The sequence below is a fragment of the Streptomyces sp. SCPE 10 genome (assembly GCF_051980735.1).
In the GTDB taxonomy this organism is placed as follows: domain Bacteria; phylum Actinomycetota; class Actinomycetes; order Streptomycetales; family Streptomycetaceae; genus Streptomyces; species Streptomyces misionensis.
Genome location: NZ_CP197069.1, coordinates 6246467 through 6266210 on the forward strand (window position 1 = coordinate 6246467; position 19744 = coordinate 6266210).

21 protein-coding genes and 1 pseudogene are annotated in these 19744 nt (G+C 70.1%); 14 read left to right on the top strand and 8 right to left on the bottom strand.

Annotated features, from left to right (window positions below):
* The first annotated feature begins 62 nt into the window (after nt 1–62).
* The gene (locus ACSP97_RS28645; protein ID WP_440554938.1) at nt 63–560 is read left to right on the top strand and encodes a DUF302 domain-containing protein; all 498 of its coding nucleotides are present in this window, start codon (nt 63–65) and stop codon (nt 558–560) included.
* Between the two features lie 228 nt (nt 561–788).
* On the opposite strand, the gene ACSP97_RS28650 is transcribed toward ACSP97_RS28645, so the two are convergent.
* The gene (locus tag ACSP97_RS28650) at nt 789–1448 is read right to left on the bottom strand and encodes a TetR family transcriptional regulator (protein ID WP_440554940.1); all 660 of its coding nucleotides are present in this window, start codon (nt 1446–1448) and stop codon (nt 789–791) included.
* Nucleotides 1449–1548: 100 nt separating this feature from the next.
* On the opposite strand from ACSP97_RS28650, the gene ACSP97_RS28655 reads away from it, so the two are divergent.
* Nucleotides 1549–2412, top strand: a complete 864-nt coding sequence (locus ACSP97_RS28655) for an oxidoreductase (protein WP_440554942.1) — start codon at nt 1549–1551, stop codon at nt 2410–2412.
* A gap of 679 nt (nt 2413–3091) precedes the next feature.
* Here ACSP97_RS28655 and ACSP97_RS28660 read toward each other — a convergent pair.
* From ACSP97_RS28660 to ACSP97_RS28675, 4 genes are all read right to left on the bottom strand, one after another.
* The gene (locus ACSP97_RS28660; protein WP_189891972.1) at nt 3092–3295 is read right to left on the bottom strand and encodes a cold-shock protein; all 204 of its coding nucleotides are present in this window, start codon (nt 3293–3295) and stop codon (nt 3092–3094) included.
* 184 nt (nt 3296–3479) lie between these two features.
* Nucleotides 3480–3692, bottom strand: a complete 213-nt coding sequence (locus tag ACSP97_RS28665; protein WP_355531582.1) for a hypothetical protein — start codon at nt 3690–3692, stop codon at nt 3480–3482.
* A gap of 71 nt (nt 3693–3763) precedes the next feature.
* Nucleotides 3764–4510, bottom strand: a complete 747-nt coding sequence (locus tag ACSP97_RS28670; protein ID WP_440558492.1) for an MBL fold metallo-hydrolase — start codon at nt 4508–4510, stop codon at nt 3764–3766.
* A 109-nt stretch (nt 4511–4619) separates the two neighbouring features.
* Nucleotides 4620–5372 (bottom strand): SDR family oxidoreductase, encoded by a 753-nt coding sequence (locus ACSP97_RS28675; RefSeq protein ID WP_440554945.1) that lies wholly within the window; start codon nt 5370–5372, stop codon nt 4620–4622.
* 192 nt (nt 5373–5564) lie between these two features.
* On the opposite strand from ACSP97_RS28675, the gene ACSP97_RS28680 reads away from it, so the two are divergent.
* A complete protein-coding gene (locus ACSP97_RS28680) occupies nt 5565–6041 on the top strand; it encodes a MarR family winged helix-turn-helix transcriptional regulator (RefSeq protein WP_355531577.1) in 477 nt (158 codons plus the stop codon).
* Nucleotides 6042–6269: 228 nt separating this feature from the next.
* On the opposite strand, the gene ACSP97_RS28685 is transcribed toward ACSP97_RS28680, so the two are convergent.
* The gene (locus ACSP97_RS28685; RefSeq protein WP_440554947.1) at nt 6270–7316 is read right to left on the bottom strand and encodes a GDSL-type esterase/lipase family protein; all 1047 of its coding nucleotides are present in this window, start codon (nt 7314–7316) and stop codon (nt 6270–6272) included.
* Between ACSP97_RS28685 and ACSP97_RS28690 the strand changes: the two genes are divergently transcribed.
* A complete protein-coding gene (locus ACSP97_RS28690) occupies nt 7271–7780 on the top strand; it encodes a TetR/AcrR family transcriptional regulator C-terminal domain-containing protein (RefSeq protein WP_440554949.1) in 510 nt (169 codons plus the stop codon). The two genes, ACSP97_RS28685 and ACSP97_RS28690, sit on opposite strands and share 46 nt — an antisense overlap.
* A gap of 357 nt (nt 7781–8137) precedes the next feature.
* Here ACSP97_RS28690 and ACSP97_RS28695 read toward each other — a convergent pair whose 3' ends face one another.
* Nucleotides 8138–8953 carry a helix-turn-helix transcriptional regulator gene (locus tag ACSP97_RS28695; RefSeq protein WP_355531569.1) on the bottom strand — a complete coding sequence of 272 codons (816 nt, stop codon included), beginning with the start codon at nt 8951–8953 and terminating at the stop codon, nt 8138–8140.
* 71 nt (nt 8954–9024) lie between these two features.
* On the opposite strand from ACSP97_RS28695, the gene ACSP97_RS28700 reads away from it, so the two are divergent.
* The 9 genes and pseudogenes from ACSP97_RS28700 to ACSP97_RS28740 all read left to right on the top strand — a co-directional run bounded on the left by ACSP97_RS28700 (nt 9025) and on the right by ACSP97_RS28740 (nt 16413).
* Nucleotides 9025–9741 carry an SDR family oxidoreductase gene (locus tag ACSP97_RS28700; RefSeq protein ID WP_355531567.1) on the top strand — a complete coding sequence of 239 codons (717 nt, stop codon included), beginning with the start codon at nt 9025–9027 and terminating at the stop codon, nt 9739–9741.
* 259 nt (nt 9742–10000) lie between these two features.
* Nucleotides 10001–10547 (top strand): annotated as a pseudogene (locus ACSP97_RS28705) (ISL3 family transposase); the annotation flags it as partial.
* Nucleotides 10548–10873: 326 nt separating this feature from the next.
* Complete coding sequence (locus ACSP97_RS28710) at nt 10874–11575, top strand: type 1 glutamine amidotransferase domain-containing protein (RefSeq protein WP_358674887.1); 702 nt, start codon at nt 10874–10876, stop codon at nt 11573–11575.
* Between the two features lie 237 nt (nt 11576–11812).
* Entirely contained in the window at nt 11813–12619 is an 807-nt protein-coding gene (locus tag ACSP97_RS28715) for an SCO6745 family protein (protein WP_355531563.1), read from the top strand.
* Between the two features lie 229 nt (nt 12620–12848).
* The gene (locus tag ACSP97_RS28720) at nt 12849–13127 is read left to right on the top strand and encodes a tyrosine-type recombinase/integrase (RefSeq protein WP_355531561.1); all 279 of its coding nucleotides are present in this window, start codon (nt 12849–12851) and stop codon (nt 13125–13127) included.
* A gap of 29 nt (nt 13128–13156) precedes the next feature.
* Nucleotides 13157–14452, top strand: coding sequence for a bifunctional 3-oxoadipate enol-lactonase/4-carboxymuconolactone decarboxylase PcaDC (gene pcaDC / locus ACSP97_RS28725; protein WP_355531559.1), 1296 nt, complete (start codon nt 13157–13159; stop codon nt 14450–14452).
* Between the two features lie 69 nt (nt 14453–14521).
* Nucleotides 14522–15157: an MBL fold metallo-hydrolase gene (locus tag ACSP97_RS28730; protein WP_422127262.1), complete on the top strand. Its 636-nt coding sequence runs from the start codon at nt 14522–14524 to the stop codon at nt 15155–15157.
* A 41-nt stretch (nt 15158–15198) separates the two neighbouring features.
* Complete coding sequence (locus tag ACSP97_RS28735) at nt 15199–15978, top strand: exodeoxyribonuclease III (RefSeq protein ID WP_355152129.1); 780 nt, start codon at nt 15199–15201, stop codon at nt 15976–15978.
* A gap of 15 nt (nt 15979–15993) precedes the next feature.
* Nucleotides 15994–16413: a DUF6278 family protein gene (locus ACSP97_RS28740; protein ID WP_355531557.1), complete on the top strand. Its 420-nt coding sequence runs from the start codon at nt 15994–15996 to the stop codon at nt 16411–16413.
* A gap of 616 nt (nt 16414–17029) precedes the next feature.
* Here ACSP97_RS28740 and ACSP97_RS28745 read toward each other — a convergent pair.
* Nucleotides 17030–17770 carry a hypothetical protein gene (locus tag ACSP97_RS28745; protein WP_355322627.1) on the bottom strand — a complete coding sequence of 247 codons (741 nt, stop codon included), beginning with the start codon at nt 17768–17770 and terminating at the stop codon, nt 17030–17032.
* Nucleotides 17771–17912: 142 nt separating this feature from the next.
* Here ACSP97_RS28745 and ggt point away from each other — a divergent pair, with 142 nt between their 5' ends.
* Nucleotides 17913–19715: a gamma-glutamyltransferase gene (gene ggt, locus ACSP97_RS28750; protein ID WP_358294909.1), complete on the top strand. Its 1803-nt coding sequence runs from the start codon at nt 17913–17915 to the stop codon at nt 19713–19715.
* Nucleotides 19716–19744 lie beyond the last annotated feature (29 nt).

Below are 19744 nucleotides of genomic sequence, written 5' to 3' on the forward strand. Positions count from 1 at the left end.
AATTCCGTCGGCGGCCGCATGGCCGTGTGGATGGCTTCACCGATCGCGCCGAGGAGAGGGTCGTGAAAACCACGTATTCCGTCGAGAATCGCCAGCACGTCAGCGAAAAAACCTATGAAGAGCTGGTAGCCGAGTTCGAGAACCTCACGGGCGAAGGTGAGATGGGTCTGGTGGCCCAGGCTCTCAGCGCCGCCGGCACGGCGCAGGAGTGGGAAGAGTCACTGGAAGACCTGATGGGGCCGAGCGGTTTCGGGCGTGCTTTCTCCATGGACCACGGCCGTTGGCTGGGATTCTACGGAACTCCCGTCAAGGCCAAGAAATACGTTTACGGGAACCCGGTCGTCGCCGAGACGATCTTGCGGCACGACACGCGTGCCGGCCTCCAGGTCCCGCTCTCGATCCTCGTCTACGAAGACGCCGACGGACACGGCTGCGTCACTTACGACCTGCCCTCCTCGACGATGGGATTCACCGAAAACCCGAAACTGCACCAGGCTGCGGCCGCACTGGACGCCAAGCTCATCAGCTTCGTCGAGAAGCTCACCGGTGTGCCCGCCTGAGTACGGGGCAACTCCACAGGACGTTATCGCGGGTGCTGTAGAAGCGCTGAGCCCTGCGGCCGAGGTCGCCGGGCGGGACCGGGCCGATGACGTCGGGTGCGCTCGGCAACCCCGACTACCCGGGCTGCACCGTTCGTTCGGGGCTGTTTTGTTCTCTATGACACGGTCCCGCCGCTGCTGCCGGGCTCCGATGCCAAGCGTGTCCTGTCAAGTCCCCGGCTGTGAGGGTCACGCCTTGTGCCCTTCATGACACGTCTGTGTTGTTCGGCTGGCCGGTGGTGCGGGGGCGGCGATGCGGCGTACCGCGTCCAGGAGAGCGGCGCGGTGTTCGGCGAGCCGCCGGGCGGAGAACGGGTCGGTCCCGGTGGTGGCGGCCAGGGCAGGGGGCGCGTCCAGCCAGCTTTCGGTGAGGCGCAGCACCATCGCGAAGAGGTCTACTGCGGGGATGTCGTCGCAGAGACGGCCGTCTCGCTGGGCGGCGGCGACGGTCTCGACCTTGGTCTGGTAGCTGTCGACCTCTTTCTGGCTCCAGTGGTCGCGACGTTCGAAGCGGATCCAGGCCGCCAGGCGCGCGGTTTCCGGGTGGGCGAGCATGAAATCGAAACGTGCTGCGGCGTAGGCGACCAGGTCGCCTTCCACCAGTGGTGTCTCCCGGGCCAGCTTGCTGATCTGCCGTTGCAGGACGGCCTCGAACAACTGGTCCTTGTCCCCGAAGTAGACATAGAGCAGTCGCTTGTTGGCGCCGGCCCGTTCCGCGATGCGGTCGATCCGGGCCCCTGCCAGACCGAAGTCCGCGAACTCGGTGGTGGCGGCGTCAAGCAGTAGTTCCTTGGTCGCGGCGGAGTCCCTCGGCCTACGGGCCGGCGCGGCCTTCTCGTTCGTGCCCATGAGCCCACCCTAAGCGATGTAACTAACTTTTGACTTACTTGGTCGTTGCCGCTAGGTTGTATCTAACCAGTTAGTTACCTATCGTTGAGAGGACCGCCCCATGACCACCCCCAAGCTCCAGAAACTTCACCTGGCCGACGACCTGACCATCACCCGGATGGGCTACGGCGCCATGCAACTGGCCGGCCCCGGCGTCTTCGGCCCGCCCAAGGACAAGAGCCAGGCCATCGCCGTTCTGCGCGCGGCGGTCGACGCGGGCCTGACCCACATCGACACCAGCGACTTCTACGGCCCCGCGGTCGTCAACGAACTGATCAAGGAAGCCCTGCACCCCTACCCGGCCGACCTGCACATCGTGACCAAGGTCGGGGCCCGCCGCGACGACAAGGGCGCCTGGACCCCGTCCCTCGACCCCGCCGACCTCAAGGCACAGGTCCACGAAAACCTCCAGCACCTGGGCCTGGAGACCCTGGACGTGGTGAACCTCCGCACCGCCGCACTCGAGGCCGGCTCCACCGACTCCCTGGCCGAACAGTTCGGCGCCCTGGCCGAACTTCGCGACCAGGGACTGATCCGCCACCTCGGCCTGAGCGGCGTGACCGACGCCCAGCTCACCGAAGCCCAGAGCATCGCCCCGGTCGTCACCGTGCAAAACCTCTACAACCTGGCCAACCGCGCCGACGACGCCCTGGTCGACCGCTGCGCCGCAGAGAACATCGCCTACGCCGCCTTCTTCCCCCTCGGCGGCTTCAACCCCCTGCAGTCACAGGAACTCGCCACCATCGCCGAGCGTCTGGGCGCGTCCCAGCAGCAGATCGCCCTGGCGTGGCTGCTGCAGCGCTCCGCCTCCATGGTCCTCATTCCCGGCACCTCCTCAGTGACGCACCTCCGAGAGAACATCGCCGCCGCCCAGCTGACCCTCCCCGCCGACGCGGTCGCCGAACTCGACGCCATCGGCAAGTAACCCACCTGCCCGAATCACACACCGGGGGTGCGCCACGCCAGAGCCCAGCTGCCGGACACCACCGCGCTGGACGGGGAGCTGGTGGTGTGGGAGACCCGGGCGGCTCGCGTTCGAGCGGCTCCAGGAACAGGCGAAACGGCGCGGTGCCGGCGCGGCCCGGCTCGCCGAAGCGCGGCCCGCCCACTTCGTGGCCTTCGACCTGCTGCGGCTGGCGGGCACCAGCACCATGAGCTGGCCGTACACGGGGCGCAGGGAAGCGCTGGAGCACCTCTTCTCCGAACACCGGGTGTGGCCGTCGCCCGGGACCGTGCCGGACGCCGGCGGCACCCTGCCCGGTGGCACCGGTCCCGCCCCGACATCTCTTCCTCAGACGTCCCGGACTTCGAGGCGGTCGACTGCTCACGGCTCAGCCGCGCGGAGCCCCGGCTGCGGTCACTCGTACGGCAGCAGCCGCACCGTCGAGTCGCCGAGCAGGTCGACGGAGGCTGGGGAGACCGGCCGCTCATGAGGCCGTTTCCCGACGGCTGCCGGATCTGCCGTGCGGCGGCTGCATGACCGCCTCGTGTCGGGCAGCGCGCACGCGGGACCGGGCCGTCCCGCCGCCTTCGTACGGACCGTGCATGAGGGAGGCGGCTGCCGGACCGGACAGCCGCCTCGCTCCACGCTGTCTCCGGTCCGCTCAGCCGCGGACGATGTTCTGCGCCTGCGGGCCCTTCTGGCCCTGGCCGATGTCGAAGGTGACGTGCTCACCTTCGGTCAGCTCGCGGTACCCGCTGCCCTGGATCTCGGAGTAGTGCGCGAAGACGTCCGGGCCTCCGCCGTCCTGCTGGATGAAGCCGAAGCCCTTCTCTGCGTTGAACCACTTCACGGTGCCGCTGGCCATACCTGTTGATCCTTCATTCACGCCGGGGAACAGCCGTTCACCCGGGCAAGCTCCGGTTCGCGCAACCGCACGAACCAACAGCCGTTGTACCCCGCAATGGCATCCTCATACGGCCGACGACACGGCCGGGGAGACCAAGGCCCACCCACTGCGCCACGGTGTACGAACAGCTGACACCCGGACGTCACCCTGGCCCTCGGCGGTGTGTTCGGGCCGGAGTCGGCGACGGCGGACCGGACGCACCGCGGCTGACCCGGTGGTCGGGGGCGAGGGCGGCGATGGAGCGGCCTTCCAGGTGCGCCGTGCGCACCTCGGTGGTCTTTGCGGCCGCCACGGCGGGGTGACGCCCGCCCTTCGCGCCCTTGGCCTCGGCGGCCCGCAGCCCGTCGTAGGTCACGGCCTTGAGGCACAACGGAACAGCGGAGTCGTTCCAGGCGCGCGCCGCGGCCGGTCCAGCCGCGCGGAGTCTCAGCTGTGGCCTGCGTAGAGGGCCTGGGCGCTGCCCCAGAGGCTGCTGCGGTTGAGGTGGTCCGGATACCGCTGGGCCATGGCCTCGTAGAAGCCCTGCGCCGTCGGCTCCACCTTGAGCAGTTCCTCGGCGTCGTCGAGGTAGCGACGGGTCCCGAAGATCTGCCGCTCGGCGTCGTCGTCGTGGTTCCGGTTCTTGTGGCCTGCGACGAGGTTGCGCGCGCCCAGGGCCTCGACCACGTCGATGGCGTGGCGCCATGCGGCGAGACCTCCGCCACGGGATTCGACGAGGTACTGGTGGACCCCGTCGTAGACGACGTCGCCGGCGACGACGAGGTCGAGATCGGGGACGTGCAGCACGCTGGTGTCGTCGGTGTCACTGTGCCCGACCTCGATGACACGCAGCTCGTGCCCTTCGAGGAGGAGCCGGTTGCCGAGCTCCTCGACGGCGGTTGCGGTGACGGGCGAGTCCGGGATCTGTCCGGGCAGGATGCGGTCCCAGAATCCCGCGCGCGTCTGGGCGGCGCGGTGCATCTGCTCGATGGTCGATGCCGTGGCCACCACCTGGGCTTCGGGGAACCGGTCGGCGATGCTCGCAGCGCTGAACCAGTGGTCGCCGTGCGCGTGAGTGGAGAAGATGTAGGTCGGCTTCCTGCCGCCGGCCCGCACCCGCTCCGCGACGACGTCCGCCTGGGCGGCGGTGAGCGGCGGGTCGACGAGAACCGCCTCGTCGCGGCCGAGGATCAGCGTCGTGGAGACCGGCGCCCAGGTGCGGGCCCCCCGTCCGGCGTGGGATCCGGAAGGGCGAGCAGGATGGTCTTGGAGACCAGGACCTCGTAGGTCGGACCGATGGCTTTCACAGGGCGGCTCCGAGAGTTCCGAAGGAGACGAGGGCGGCCTCGGCCTGGGCCGAGTCGTGCAGCTGCACCCGGCGGCCGGGCTGGGCCGAGGCGGAGGCCGCGACGGCGACCGCGCCGATCTGCGCGGACGTCACCTGGGCGGGGTCGGGGGTCTCGGTGAAGCGGGTGGCCACGGGGCCGAGTTCGATCAGGAACACCCGCTTGGCGCCCTGCAGTTCGGCGGCGAGCACCTGCTGCATCATCAGGAGCGCGGCCTGTTCCATGCTCACCAGACCGCTGCCGGGGATCGGGAAGTGGGCGGACTGGCCCACGACCACCGAGTACGCGCCCTGGTCCGTCATCCGGGGCAGGGCGGCACGCAGCACGGCCATGTGCGCGGTCGCCAGGTCCACGAAGGCGGCCTTCCAGTCCGCCTCGTCGATCTCCCACAACTGCTTGCCGTGCCACCAGCCGCCGATCGGAGCGACGACGTCGTCCACGCCGCCGAGGCGTTCGACCATGGTCGTGACGAGCGTCTCAGCGCCCGCGAAGGTCGTGTAGTCGAACTCGAACAGGTGCAGACGCTCGGTCGCCGCCTTGCCGAGCAGGGCACGGAACTCCTCCGCGCGCTCCTGGCTGCGTGTGGGCACTACGACTTGGGCGCCGGCGGTGAGGTAGGCGCGCACCGCACCCTCCCCCACTCCTCCGGTACCGCCGGGGATCAGGACCCGCCGTTCGGAGAGGTCGGGGAGCGAAGTGTGGTCGTACATGGAACTGCCTCCTTGGCAGGGCTGAGCTTGTGGACCGGGCCTATGGGCCTGGACGTGGGGGCTTCGGACTCGGTGAGGCCGGATCGGCAGGGCTGGGCCGACAGCGGACCGCTATTTGCGTTGGGGGGGCCAACGTTGACCAAGCCAACGTAGCATGGATTTGTGGGCCACCCCAACGGTTATAGTGAGGACATGAGCAGCAGTGGAGGGACGGGCGAGGCGGAGGACGACTTCCAGGCGCCGGCACGGCTGCGGGCACTCACCAGCTGGCAGGCCAACAAGGTGTCCACGGTCGGAGCACGCATGACGGCGCGGTACATGCCGCTGACCGCACGCGCCGACTTCGCCGTCCTGGCAGCCCTGGAGGAGTACGGCCCGCTCAGCCAGGCCGATCTCGGCAGGCGGCTCGGCCTGGACCGCAACGACGTCAGCGGCATCGTGAAGCGGCTGCAGTCCGGGGGCCATGTCGACCGTCGCGCCGACCCGGAGGATCGACGCCGCAATGTCGTCACTGTGAACCGGGCGGGCCTGCACTACCTCGACGAGATCCAGTCCCACGCCGACCAGGCCCAGGCCGAACTGCTGGCAGGACTGGACGCCGACGAGCGCCGGCAGCTCCACACCCTCCTGGCGAAAACCCTGGAGGCACACCGGCATGAGCCCGCCTGACAGCCCGAGCGGTCCGGAGGGGCCTGACCCCGGATGTTGGACACGGGGTTACCTGAGATCAGCGTTTCAGGGGGACGGTGGTGGGTCGAGGTCGGGGTCGAGTTCGGTTCCGGCGAGGAAGCCGTCTAGGCGTGCCGTCCCGGGGCGTTGGCGACAGGACCGCTCCAGCCGCCCGCACTCGTTCATCAGTCGGTGATCCTGCCGGTCTCGCCCTGAAGGATCTGCAGGTTACAGCTGCAACCGGGCCAGAGCTTCAGCCATCACCTGTGCGAGGCGCTTCGACCCGTTGACATTGGGATGGGTGTGGTCGGGGGCGGCGTATCTGTCTTCGAGGAGGGAAGGGTGGGCTACGGAGCGGATCGCTACGTCGAAGTCAACGAATTCATGCCCAGATGTGCGGATCCACTCGTTGACCGCAAGGCGGAAGCCTTCTCGGCCAGGGTCGTCCGCGAGGTCCGGGGCGAGCGGTGTGACGGTGGTGAGCAGCGCGGCGAGTCCTGCCGTCCGGGCCCGATCGATGAGCTCCCGGTAACCATCGATCAGCTGGGCGAGGGTCGGCATCTCGTCCAGCGGCGTCACTCTGCCGGGCAGGCTCCAGTCGTTGCTGTTGTAGGCGATCACCAGGTGCGTCACGCCATGGGTTCCGAGCACGTCCTCATCGAACCGGGACAAACCGGCCCGGCCCCATGACGGAGTCGCCGAGGGCGCGTCGAGTCGGATCCGGTTTCCTGCGATTCCTCGATTGACGACGGCGATCCCGGCATCAGCGGGGAGCAGGGCCGCGGTGTACTGCGGCCACCCCATCGCCGTGCTGGATGCCCCGAGGCATACGACCACCGCCTTCGCTCCGGCTCCGGCCACCTCGATGGTACGCAGGAAAGGACCTCCCGGAGGCAGGGACCAGCCGTTCCCGTCGGGCTCGGGCCCGGTGCCGGTGTCGGTGGCAGGGAATTCGCGCGATTCGTCGGTCTCCACCGGCGTCGATCCTCCGAGCGGGAACGCGCGTGATCCTACGAAGTCACCCGGCAAGGACCGGTCGAACGTGAATCCGTTCGCTGTCGTGTAAGGCGTGGACTCGGGCAGATACAGATCGATGACGATCTCGTCGCCGTGGCTGACGGTCAGGTCGACCGGGTCGGTCCACCGCGATGTGCCGGCGGGGAGCTCGATCGATGACTGCCCGTCGATGGAGACCTCGACGAACCGTCCGCGGACTCCGATGGCGCTTCGTGCGATCCGAACGGGGTCTTCCCAGAAGAGATTGGACAGCTCCACCCGGACGTGGCTGCCGCCGACGCTCGCGGGCACGGTCATGCGTCCTCACTGCGGAAGTCGGTCATGGCCTGGGTCCACGTCGGCGTCCAACCGCCCACGTCTCCGCACCGCCCACGCTGGCGAACGCGCTGCGCCTGCTCGACCGCATCGGCACCCTGGTCGCACGTACCGGACTGCCGGCCGACCGGCATTTCGCGGTCTCCACCGCGATCTCCTACTACATCACCGGCGTCAGCGCTCAGATCATCGCCCCGCGCACCACGCACGACACGACCGTCGGCCGCGACGTCTTCCTCGCCCGGACCGCTCAACGCTGGGAAGAACTCGACCCGGCCGACTACCCGTTCCTGACACGCACCACCCAGCACCTGCGCGACCATGCCGATCGTGACCAGTTCATCACCGGCCTCGACATGCTCCTGGGCGGCCTGAACGCGACCGCGGACCCGCGACCACCCGCATGACTCCGCGGTCCGGGCAGTGCGCAGTCGATCGCTCGGCCGTCCGCGCTGCCCCGCACCCCGTTGGCGAGGCAGTGGGCTTCGGCGACGCATCCGGACCACAGCAGCGCCGAGGGCCGGACGTCAGGCCGGGGCCCTCACTGTCGGCCAGGCCGCCGTCGTGCAAGCACACGTCACCGAGGCCGAGCGCAGGCTTGACTTGTAGGGGGTGGAGATGGCGTTGAAGCGGGCCGTCCGGCATCCGGAGGGCTAAGAGCCCGCGCAGATAGGCGGCGTGGAAAGTACGTGGGCACAGGCCCCAGCGATCATGTAGTTGCGACGCTCTGTAACCACTGGCGAGACCTGTGCCAGTCCTATGTTTCAGGTCGCCTGCCCGGCCAGCCTGTGCAGGGTCCGCGCGGCAGGTGATCCGGGGTCGGCCGTGATCAGGACGACTTCCTGGTCATCCTCGGGCACGAGCAGGACGTCACAGTTCAACCGCAGCGTGCCGGTCTCCGGGTGATCGAGGATCTTGGTGCGGTGCCCGGGGGCGTGGACCGGACGCGTTTGCCATATCTGTCGGAACTCCTCGCTGCCGGTGTGCAGTTCGGCCAGCAGAGCGGTCAGCTGCGGGTCATGCGGGTAGCGGTCGGCGGCCCGTCGCAGCCGCGCCACCACAATGTGCCCGAACTCCTCAGCGCTGGAGCTCTCGTACATCCGCCCCTGGCCAAGGAAGCGGCGCCGGGCCAGGTTCGCCCTCCGGCCTCCGAGATCGCCGCCGAGCAGTGCCTGGGCCAGGGGGTTCCAGGCGACGACGCCGTACGCCGCGTCAGTGACGATGGCACCGGTCTCCGGCAACCGCTCCAGCATCCGGGCCACATGCGGGCGTACCCGCCGCACGGCGCTGATACCGGGCGGCGCGCTCGATCCCGCCAGGCGGAACAGGTGGCTGCGCTCGGCCGGCGTGAGCCGTAGTGCCTGGGACAACGCGTCCAGGATCCGAGTGGACGGCCGCGGGCCCCGGGCCTGCTCCAGCCGCGTGTAGTAGTCGACCGACATGTGGGCGAGCTCGGCCACCTCTTCGCGGCGCAGGCCCGGTGTCCGGCGATCGGTGCCCGTCGCCGTCAGGCCGATCTCGTGTGGACGCAGACCCGCCCGGCGGTCCCGCAGGAAGCGGGCCAGCTCCTGCCGTGCCATGCCACTCCCTCCCACTGCCTGGTACAGGTTGTCCCTGGCAGGGCGCCCACAGCCAGGGAACGGTAGTTGCCATGAACGATCGCACAGCATTGGTCACCGGTGCCAACAAGGGCATCGGCAAGCACATCGCCCGGCTCCTCGCCGCCGAGGGCCTCACCGTGTACGTGGGCTCTCGCGACCGCGGGCTCGGGCAGCGAGCCGTCGAGGAGATCGGCGCAGGCGCCCGCCTGCTGGTCCTCGACGTGACAGATCCTGACGGCATCGCACGGGCCGCGACCCAGGTGGACCGTCTGGACGTGCTGGTCAACAACGCCGGGATCTCACCGTCACTCGCCCCGCCGGCCGACACGAGCGTCGAGGAGTTCCGGCGCACATACGAGACCAACGTCTTCGGGGTGGTGGCGGTGACCAACGCCTTCCTGCCCGCCCTGCGCCGGTCCCCGCATCCGCGCATCGTCAACATCTCCAGCGGCACCGCATCGCTGACCTGGAGCACGAACCCCAACCCCCAGTTCACCCCGGGAAGCGGTGGCGCCGCCGCCTACCGGTCGTCCAAGGCCGCCCTCAACGCCCTCACCGTCCTTTACGCCCAGACGCTGGCCGAGGACGGCTTCAAGGTCAACGCGCTCGCCCCCGGCCTGCGGGCCACCGACCTCAACCCCCTGGCCGCCACTGCCGGCGACGACCCGGCCGAGGCCGCCCAGGGAGCCGCCCGCCTGGCCCTGCTGCCAGACGACGGCCCCACCGGTGGCTTCTTCTCCTGGGACGGAACGCCCGTGCCCTGGTGAGCGGCGCTGAGATCCCAGGCGACGGCACTGACTCGCACGCCCCGAAAAGGGCTCTTCTGCCGCATGTGCGGGTGCCTGACCAGCCCTGATGTATGAGACACGCCGTCCCCTGCCCAGGATTTCGAGTTCTCGAGGCTCAAGATCCGCAAGCAGGAAGACGGCGTGTCTGCGAACAGCAGATGGAAGCGACTGCTGACGGTCGGACGGACCGTGGTCGAGCAGGTCGAGGCCGACCCGGAGGCGGACGCTCTGGTCAGTCTTCGACCAGCAGGCTGCCTGGATGGCCGCCGAGTGTTCCAAGTCGGCGGTCGCGCAGTCGATGTGCATCTCGTGGCGGACGGTCGGAGCGATCGTCCAGCGGTTCGTGGCCGACCGGGACGCCGGGGTGGACCGGCCGGTGGGCCTGCGCCGGATCGGGATCGATGAGATCAGCTACCGCAAGGGGCAGCGGTACATGACGGTGGTGGTCGACCACGACACGCGGCGGGTGGTGTGGATGGCGGACGGCCACGGCAAGCAGGTGCTGCAAGCCTTCTTCGATGCTCTTGGCACCGAGCGGGCCGCGAAGCTCACCCACGTCTCGGCCGACGAAGCGGAGTGGATCGCCGAAACCGTCGCCACCGGCGCCCCGAACGCCCTGCGGGCGATGGACCCGTTCCACGTCGTGGCCTGGTCCACCGAGGCGCTGGACGCCGAGCGCCGCGCGGCATGGAACCGCGCCCGCCGCCAAGCCGCCGACCCCGAACTGGCCCCGGAAACCGAAGCACTCCCGGCACGCCCTGTGGAAGAACCCCGAGGACCTCAGTCGCGATACACGCGAATGGGAGCATGCTGGAACCATGACCGGTCTGGCCGAGTGGCAGCCGGATCCGGCCGACCGGCGGGCGCGGAAGGTCGTGGCCACCCAACCGGGCATCGAGACCCTCCGTGCGCTGCAGAACAAGATCACACTCGGCCGAGGGAATCGGTGCCGGCAGCCTTGGGGCCTGCCGAGCAGAAGCAGTTCCGGTCGCTGCCGGCCCGCCAGGCCCGCCAGGCCCGCCAGGCCCGCCAGGCCCGCCAGGTCAGGGAAGACGTCGACCGCGGGGGCCGGACTGTGTCCGTCGACAAAATATGACAGAGGAGACCCCTCATGGCCGCCCCGACCAATCGCATCCTGATCATCGTCACCAGCGTCGGCGAGTACGAGAAGGTCGGCTACCGAACAGGTCTGTGGCTGGGTGAGCTGACCCACTTCTACGACGTCGCCGAGCAGGCCGGTTTTGAATGCACGGTCGCCAGCATCGAGGGCGGGTACGTCCCGCTCGACCCGGAGAGCCTCGCCCACGAGGTCCTCGACGAGCTGGGCACCGCCAAGCGCTACGCCGACCGGGAGTTCATGAACAAACTGGAGAACACCATCTCCGTGGCCGAGGCCGACGTCGAGGACTACGACGCGATCTACCTCACCGGCGGGCACGGCGTGATGTTCGACTTTCACCAGAGCCAGGCACTGGAAACCCTCATCGCCCGCTTCTACGAGACCGACCGGATCGTCTCGGCAGTCTGCCACGGTCCCTGCGGCCTGCTCGACGTGACCCTGAGCAGCGGAGAACCGCTGATCAAGGGCAAGAACGTCACCGGCTTCTCCTGGCCCGAGGAGGAGTTGGCCCAGCGCGCGGACGCCGTCCCCTACAGCCTTCAGGACGAGCTGCAGAAGCTCGGAGCGTCCTACACCACCGCGGACAAGCCCTTCGACTCCTATGTCGTCGAGGACGGCCGACTGATCACCGGACAGAACCCAGGCAGCGCCGAAGCGGTCGGAAAGGCCGTCGTGGGCAGATGGCTGTCATGATCTTGGTGGGGTCTTCGAAGTCCCGCTCACCCGCGAGCACCTGCGCCGGCGAAGGAGAGGGGTCGACACGCTGACTGGGCGCATACACAGCCACGCAGACGCCAACCCCTGCGCACCGCTTCCCTTCGGTCGCCGATGAGTTTCGGTGTGCCGGACGGTCCAAGTCCGCACACCGAACAAAGGGAAAACCCGATGGGGAAGACGCGCTTGCATCCGACGGCTCACATCGCCCGTCGCATGTCCGAGCTCCTGGAGCCGATCTGCCTGGTCACGTTCCTCGCGGACGAGTGCAACGAGGAACTGGCGGCACTCGGCCACCGCACCTACTGGGACGGCTACTTCGCCAGCCGCGCCGCACCACTGGGGCGGGTGCCGGCCCACGTCGTGCACGCAGCCTTCTACAACTTCGCCGACGGGGAAGCCGCACGGCACATCCCGAGCGTCTGGGAGACGATCTCGCCCGAGGCCTCGGTCGCCGCGCGGGAGCGGGGCAGCGCGGCCTCCCTACGGCGTATCCTCGGCGACGAACTGGCCGAGTCCCCGGGCTTGGTGCGCGCCGCGGACCTGACCACCATGGCCGCGACGAGCGCCCCCACTGAAGGCCGGGTGATGTACGCCGGCATGCGCACCCTCGAGGTACCCAGCGACCCCGTCGCCCGACTGTGGCATTCCGCGACCATGCTGCGCGAGCACCGCGGCGACGGGCACATCGCCGCTCTCGTCGGCGCGGGCATCGGCGGCACGGAGGCCCACGTGCTCTCCGCTCTGGAGCAGGGAATCCACCCCCCGGAGTCGTTCGGACGCATCCATCACCTGCCGAAAGAGCGCCTGGCCGCGGTCATGGACGGCATGCGCGAGCGCGGACTCATCGACATCGACGGCCACTTCACCGACGCGGGGCGCGCGACCAAACAACGCATCGAAACCCTCACCGACGAACTCGCCACCCCGCCCTACGACGCCCTGTCCCCAGCCGAACTCGACGAACTGATCACCAACCTCGAACCCATCACCGCGACCCTGGTGGCCACAGGCTCGCGGTGACACGCACAAGTTGCTACGGATCTTCGTGATCAGAAACGCCCTGGGTGTTGCACAAGGCCGTGATCAAGCAGCCCGAAGCGCTTCAGCAGCGCTCGTCCGGGGCGTTTGCGAGAGTCTCCGCGTCGACGAACGCCGGCACGCTCAGCATCGCTGACACGCGGACCATGATGGGGAACCGCACGGAGGTGGAGAAGGACACGAGGAGCATGGCGGGGAAGGCGCCGGCTACGTGCTCGCGAAGGAACTTGGCGCCGCGCTGAACGGGCGGCCGTTGCGGGTGCGAGCATACAAGATCATGGACGCAAACGGCCTTCGCAGAGTCCGTCTGTACGATGCTCGGGCGTCTTGCCTCACGTACCTCGCCGACAACGGGGTGCCGGATCACCTGCTCGCCATGTGGGCCGGGCACACGAACGTGAAGACGACGAAGAAGTGGTACGTGAAGCCGGACGTGGCGGACCTGCTTCCAGCGGCGGAGGCATGGGGAGGTCTCGCAGGGGGCGTGTGACAGATCGTGACAGACGAAGGTGTAAACCCGTGAGCGAAGCCAAGATCGAAACGCTGCAATACCGCTTTGACGGGCCAGAAGACGCCCCTGTCCTGATCTTGGGACCGTCCCTCGGTACCACATGGCACATGTGGGACCGCCAGGTTCCGGAACTGGCCAAGCAGTGGCGGGTCTTCCGGTTCGACCTGCCCGGGCACGGCGGGGCGCCCGCCCATCCGGCCGGTTCGGCGGGCGAGCTGGCCGCGCGGTTGCTGGCGACCCTGGACGCGCTCGGCGTGCAGCGGTTCGGATACGCGGGCTGCGCGCTGGGCGGCGCCATCGGCATCGAGCTGGCCCTGCGCCACCCGGAGCGGCTGGCGTCGCTCGCGCTGGTCGCGGCCTCGCCGCGGTTCGGCACGGCCGACGAGTTCCGTCAGCGCGGGGTGATCGTCCGCACCAACGGGCTCGACCCGATCGCGCGGACCTCGCCCGAGCGCTGGTTCACCGGCGGGTTCGCCGCGGCGCAGCCCGCGATCACCGAGTGGGCGGTGCAGATGGTGCGCACCACGGACCCCGGCTGCTACATCGCCGCCTGCGAGATCCTCGCCGCGTTCGACGTGCGGGCCGAGCTGGGGCGGGTGGGCGTGCCGACCATGGTGCTGGTCGGTTCGGAGGACCAGGTCACCGGCCCGGCCGAGGCCCGCACGCTGGTCGCGGGCATCCCGGACGCCCGGCTCGCGGTCGTGCCCGGCGCCTCCCACCTGGTTCCCGTCGAGCAGCCGGCCGCCGTCACGGATCTGCTGGTCCACCACTTCACCACGGCCTGGCAGCAGCCCTTCGACACCGGTCAGATCGCGCTGCCGGGGACGTCGGCCGCGCTGCCGGCGCAGGCCGTGCCGCCCAAGGTTCCCGCGCCGGTCGCCGAGATCGCCCCGGCCGCCGCCACGGCGCCGTCCGAGGACCGCCCCGACCGGTACGAGACCGGACTGAAGATCCGGCGGGAGGTGCTGGGGGACGCGCACGTGGACCAGGAGCTGGCCGCGGCCGACCGGTTCTCCGGGGACTTCCAGGAGTTCGTCACCCGCTACGCCTGGGGCGAGGTCTGGGACCGGCCAGGCCTGGACCGCCGTACCCGCAGCTGCATCGCGCTCACCGCGCTGGCCGCCGGCGGCCACCTGGAGGACCTGGCCGCCCACACCCGCGCCGCCCTCCGCAACGGCCTAACGCCCGACGAGATCCGCGAGGTCCTCCTCCAGACCTCCCTGTACTGCGGCCTGCCCGCCGCCGCCGGCGCGTTCCGGGTCGCCCAGCGGGTCATCCAGGAGGAGACGACCCCCACCGAGTGAGCCGCCCGGCGCCCCGGGCACCGCCTCCCCGCACGCGAGCGCGCGCCCCGTCCGGCAGGATGGGGTGACATGAAGCTCACCAAGAAGTCCCATGCGTGTGTGCGGATCGAGAAGGACGGGCGGACGCTCGTCATCGACCCCGGCGGGTTCAGCGAGCAGGACGCGGCGCTCGGGGCGGACGTCATTCTCGTCACGCACGAGCACGCCGACCACTTCGACGAGTTCCGGCTGCGGGCCGCCATGGAGAACAACCCGGCGGCGGAGATCTACACGCTGAAGTCGGTCGCGGAGCGGATCGCGGCGGCGTTCCCGGGGCGCGTGCACACCGTCGGGCACGGCGACGCTTTCAGCGCCGCCGGCTTCGACGTACAGGTGCACGGCGAACTGCACGCCGTGATCCACCCGGACATCCCGCGGATCACCAACGTCGGCTATCTGATCGACGGCGGCAAGGTCTTCCACCCCGGCGACGCCCTCACCGTGCCGGACCAGGCCGTGGAGACGCTGATGCTGCCGGTGATGGCGCCCTGGAGCAAGATCGCCGAGGTGATCGACTACGTCCGCGAGGTGCGCCCGCGGCGCGCCTACGACATCCACGACGCCCTCCTCACCGACCTGGCCCGGCCGATCTACGACCACCAGATCGGCGCCCTGGGCGGCGCCGACCACCAGCGGCTCAGCCCCGGGGCGTCGGCCGAGCTGTGAGCGGCACCGGGTTGTCGTAGCCGCCGGGTAGGTTGTGAGACATGCGCATCGCCACCTGGAACGTGAACTCGATCACCGCCCGCCTCCCGCGCCTGCTGGCCTGGCTGGAGAGCAGCGGCACCGACGTGCTCTGCCTCCAGGAGGCCAAGGTCGCCGAGGAACAGTTCCCCGTCGAGCAGTTGCGGGAGCTGGGCTACGAGAGCGCGGTGCACGCCACCGGCCGGTGGAACGGCGTGGCGGTGCTCTCCCGCGTGGGCCTGGAGGACGTGGTCAAGGGACTGCCCGGCGACCCCGGGTACGACGGCGCGACCGAGCCCCGCGCCGTCTCCGCCACCTGCGGCCCGGTCCGCGTCTGGTCGGTGTACGTGCCCAACGGCCGCGAGGTCGGCCACCCGCACTACGCCTACAAGCTCCAGTGGTTCGAGGCCCTGCGCGCGGCCGTGCTCGGCGACGCGCAGGGCAGCCGCCCCTTCGCGGTCCTCGGCGACTACAACGTGGCGCCGACCGACGACGACGTGTACGACACCACCGCCTTCGAGGGCGCCACCCATGTCACCCCCGCCGAGCGCGCCGCCCTCGCCTCCCTGCGCGAGGCCGGCCTGAGCGACGTCGTCCCGCGCCCGCTCAAGTACGACCAGCCCTTCACCTACTGGGACTACCGCCAGCTCTGCTTCCCGAAGAACCGCGGCATGCGCATCGACCTGGTGTACGGCAACGCGCCCTTCGCCAAGGCCGTCAAGGACGCCTACGTGGACCGCGAGGAGCGCAAGGGCAAGGGCGCGTCCGATCACGCGCCCGTGGTGGTCGACCTCGACCTCTGATGCCACGCTGGGTCCATGAACCTTCCGTTCCTGGGCCCCCGGCACAAGAAGCACGTCACCGCGGCGCTCCCCGCCGACCCCGAGTCGGTCGCCGCGCTGCTGTCCGAGTGCGAGCTGCTGCGCGCCCAGGCGGCCCGGGCGGGGGTGCGCCTGGACGACACCCCGGCCTCCCTGGAGGCCCTGGACCAGATGGTCCCGCGCTGGCGCGACGACGCCGAGACGCTGCCCTGGCTGGGCAACGACGCGGGGCTGTACCTGGGCACGGTGCTGGTCCGCACCGTGCCCGGCGCCGCCTGGCGGATCCGCGCCGACGGCGAGCCCGTCCTGTGCCTCGCCTCCGGCCGCGAGGTGGAGGTGGTGGAGGCCGGGCGGCAGTGGGCCGTGACCGGGGTGCCCGAACTCTCCCAGCTCTACGGCGAGATCGCCGAGAACTGAGCCCGCCCCAACAGGGGCTTAAATACGGCTAATGCCGGAAAGGTGCGTGTCGTCCCCCGGTGCCCCGGCGGTCTGGATAGTTTGCGGCGACCACCACCACACAGCGGAGAGTGGAGTAGGGCTGCGTATGGCCGTCGATCCGTTGATCGAACCGAGGAACGGCGACTGGAAGAAGGCGTACGAGGCAACGCGCACCGGCCGGTTCACCCGGCGCCCCGTGGATTCCCGCCCGTTACCGGGGATTCCCTGACCATCCGCCACGCGGCCCCGGGGACGGCCCGAGGGTCGTTCTCCCATGCCGGGACTTCCGGTCCCCGAGGCCTCGACTACGATGGTGCGTTCCGCCCCGTGGTGAGGCAATCCCGCCGCACCGCACCGGGAGGAAGGCACTGCCGCCGGGCGGGGTCCCCATGGTCCCCGCACCGTGAGAGGGGCGGCAGTTCACACGGGCCAGGCTCGTCCGGCGGCAGCCGGAGATCACTGCTCGCGCGGGCGAGGAGAAGGTCAGCTGCGCGCCGGACGAGTTGCGCTCGCCGTACGGCGGGCCGGCGGCCCCGCGGCCTCCCGTGGCCGGTCCACCCCCGAAAGACGGTCACACCGTCACCCCGACAGGGCGTCACTGCGCCCCGGCCGGCTCGGGGTCCGGCGACGGCGTCCGGGCCGCCCGGGTCACATCCGCCACCCGCTCCACCACGTCCGGGCCGTACGCCTGCGAGTTGAGCACCTTCAGCAGCAGCACGAAGGTGCCGTCGCCGTACCGGCGGGCCAACCGCTCGTGGTGGCGGGCGAGATAGCGCGTCGCGGCCTGGTTGGTGATCGCGCTCTGTCCGCAGAACAGGAACACCGGACGGGCCTGGTCCTCGGCGGTGATCCGGGCGAGCAGTACGTACTCCGCGACCCCCCGCTCCCTGCGGTAGCGCTCGCCGCCGATGTGGAACGTGCCCCGCTCGGCGACCGGTTCGGGTTCGACGGTGATCCGCAGCCCCGGCAGCAGCGCCGACATGTGCGCGGCGGTACGGCGGTTGGACGCCGGGCCGCCGACACAGAACTCGGCGCGCTCGCCGAAGCCCTGACGGACCTCGTCCTGGGTGACCACGTCGGCGTGCGCCCCGCACTCCTTGACGAGCGCGGACAGCTCCAGCAGCGCGAACACGTCGAAGCGGTGGACCGCGGGTTCGGCGGCGGCCGGGTCACGGTTCACGACGAGCAGCGCCTCCGCGTTCTCCGGCAGTCCGAAGAAGGCCCGCTTGCGCCGGAGTTTGCGGCGCCACAGGCAGGTGCGGGCGAGCCAGCCCAGCGACGCCGAGATGCCGGTCGCCACCAACCCAAGGACGATGTTGCGCACGTCGTCGTTCATGGCCGCGCATGCTAACGGCCCGGGGGAACGGAGGCGTACCGGCGTTCGAACTGTGACGGTCGTGTGGCGGGTGACCGAGGCGTACTGTCGATGATGCGACAATCTGGTTACGCTGCGCGAACTGTCCCGACGGGAGGTACGGATGGGTCGTCCAGGCACGCGGAGACTGGCGGTTCTGGCGGTTTCGGCCGCCATGGTGACGGTGGGGGCCGCGGCGCCGCCCGCCCCGAAGACGAGCGGACCGGCCGGCAAGACCCCCGTGGCCGTGGGCTACGGCGGTGCCGTGGCCAGCGTCGACCAGGACGCCACGGCCGCCGGCATCGAGGTCCTCAAGCACGGCGGCAACGCCGTCGACGCGGCCGTCGCCACCGCCGCCGCGCTCGGCGTCACCGAGCCCTACTCGGCCGGTGTCGGCGGGGGCGGCTACTTCGTCTACTACGACGCCGGAACGCGCACGGTCCACACCCTCGACGGCCGGGAGACCGCCCCGCTGTCCGCCGGCTCCGACCTGTTCCTGGAGAACGGCAAACCCCTCTCCTTCGACGACGCCGTCAGCAGCGGCCTCAGCGTCGGCACCCCGGGCACGCCCGCCACCTGGCAGACGGCCCTGGACCGGTGGGGCAGCAGGAACCTCGCGACGGTCCTCCGGCCCGCCGAGCGGCTCGCCCGCGACGGGTTCACCGTGGACGACACCTTCCGCTCCCAGACCGCCGCCAACGAGACCCGGTTCCGCTACTTCCCGGACACCGCCAAGCTGTTCCTGCCGGGCGGTGAACCGCCCGCCGTCGGTTCCACCTTCAAGAACCCGGAGCTGGCCCGCACCTACGCGGAGCTGGCGAAGAAGGGCATGGGGGCGATCTACCACGGCGACATAGGCGACGACATCGTCAAGACGGTCGAACACCCGCGCGTGGACCCCGCCTCCGGCTGGAAGGCCCGCCCCGGCAAGCTCGCCGAGAAGGACCTCGCCGTCTACCGGGCCAAGGAACAGGCGCCCACCAGGACGTCGTACCGCGGCCTGAACGTCTACTCCATCGCTCCGTCCTCCTCGGGCGGCACCACGGTCGGCGAGGCGCTCAACATCCTGGAAGGCTCCGACCTGTCCAGGATGAGCGAGGCGCAGTACCTGCACCACTTCATCGAGGCCAGCCGGATCGCCTTCGCCGACCGCGGACGCTGGGTCGGCGACCCCGCCTTCGAGAAGGTCCCCACCAGGCAGCTGCTGTCGCAGCGGTTCGCCGACTCGCGGGCCTGCCTCATCAAGGACGACGCGGTCCTCACCAGCCCGCTCGCCCCCGGCGACCCGTACCACCCCGCGCCGTGCGACAAGGGCGGCAAGGCGGCCCCGACGACGTACGAGGGCCAGAACACCACCCATCTGACGGTGGCCGACAAGTGGGGCAACGTCGTCTCGTACACCCTCACCATCGAGCAGACCGGCGGCAGCGCGATGACCGTGCCCGGCCGGGGCTTCCTGCTCAACAACGAGCTGACGGACTTCTCCTTTGCCCCGGCGAGCCCGAACGTGCCCGACCCGAACCTGCCGGGCCCGGGCAAGCGGCCGCGCTCGTCCATCTCGCCGACCATCGTCCTCGACGGGCACAACCGGCCCGTGGTCGCACTCGGTTCGCCCGGCGGCGCGACCATCATCACCACCGTCCTGCAGACCCTGACCGAGTTCCTCGACCGGCGACTGCCGCTGGTCGACGCCATCGCCGCACCCCGCGCCAGCCAGCGCAACGCGGCCCGGACCGAACTCGAACCCGCCCTGTACGACAGCCCGTTGCGAGGACAGCTGGAGGCCCTCGGCCACCAGTTCAGCCGCAACCCGGAGATCGGCGCCGCGACCGGCGTCCAGCGGCTGCCGGACGGCAGATGGCTGGCCGCCGCCGAGAAGGTTCGACGCGGCGGGGGTTCGGCGATGGTGGTGAAACCGGCGCCGTGACACGCGCCCGCGGTGCCGGGGGCGAACCG

What these genes read in the sequence shown, in the direction of transcription:
- ACSP97_RS28650 (WP_440554940.1), bottom strand. Translation starts at nt 1,448, where the DNA reads ATGGGCACGAACGAGAAGGCCGCGCCGGCCCGTAGGCCGAGGGACTCC.
- ACSP97_RS28655 (WP_440554942.1), top strand. Translation starts at nt 1,549, where the DNA reads ATGACCACCCCCAAGCTCCAGAAACTTCACCTGGCCGACGACCTGACC.
- ACSP97_RS28660 (WP_189891972.1), bottom strand. Translation starts at nt 3,295, where the DNA reads ATGGCCAGCGGCACCGTGAAGTGGTTCAACGCAGAGAAGGGCTTCGGC.
- ACSP97_RS28675 (WP_440554945.1), bottom strand. Translation starts at nt 5,372, where the DNA reads ATGTACGACCACACTTCGCTCCCCGACCTCTCCGAACGGCGGGTCCTG.
- ACSP97_RS28680 (WP_355531577.1), top strand. Translation starts at nt 5,565, where the DNA reads ATGAGCAGCAGTGGAGGGACGGGCGAGGCGGAGGACGACTTCCAGGCG.
- ACSP97_RS28695 (WP_355531569.1), bottom strand. Translation starts at nt 8,953, where the DNA reads ATGGCACGGCAGGAGCTGGCCCGCTTCCTGCGGGACCGCCGGGCGGGT.
- ACSP97_RS28700 (WP_355531567.1), top strand. Translation starts at nt 9,025, where the DNA reads ATGAACGATCGCACAGCATTGGTCACCGGTGCCAACAAGGGCATCGGC.
- ACSP97_RS28710 (WP_358674887.1), top strand. Translation starts at nt 10,874, where the DNA reads ATGGCCGCCCCGACCAATCGCATCCTGATCATCGTCACCAGCGTCGGC.
- ACSP97_RS28715 (WP_355531563.1), top strand. Translation starts at nt 11,813, where the DNA reads ATGTCCGAGCTCCTGGAGCCGATCTGCCTGGTCACGTTCCTCGCGGAC.
- ACSP97_RS28730 (WP_422127262.1), top strand. Translation starts at nt 14,522, where the DNA reads ATGAAGCTCACCAAGAAGTCCCATGCGTGTGTGCGGATCGAGAAGGAC.
- ACSP97_RS28735 (WP_355152129.1), top strand. Translation starts at nt 15,199, where the DNA reads ATGCGCATCGCCACCTGGAACGTGAACTCGATCACCGCCCGCCTCCCG.
- ACSP97_RS28740 (WP_355531557.1), top strand. Translation starts at nt 15,994, where the DNA reads ATGAACCTTCCGTTCCTGGGCCCCCGGCACAAGAAGCACGTCACCGCG.
- ACSP97_RS28745 (WP_355322627.1), bottom strand. Translation starts at nt 17,770, where the DNA reads ATGAACGACGACGTGCGCAACATCGTCCTTGGGTTGGTGGCGACCGGC.
- ggt (WP_358294909.1), top strand. Translation starts at nt 17,913, where the DNA reads ATGGGTCGTCCAGGCACGCGGAGACTGGCGGTTCTGGCGGTTTCGGCC.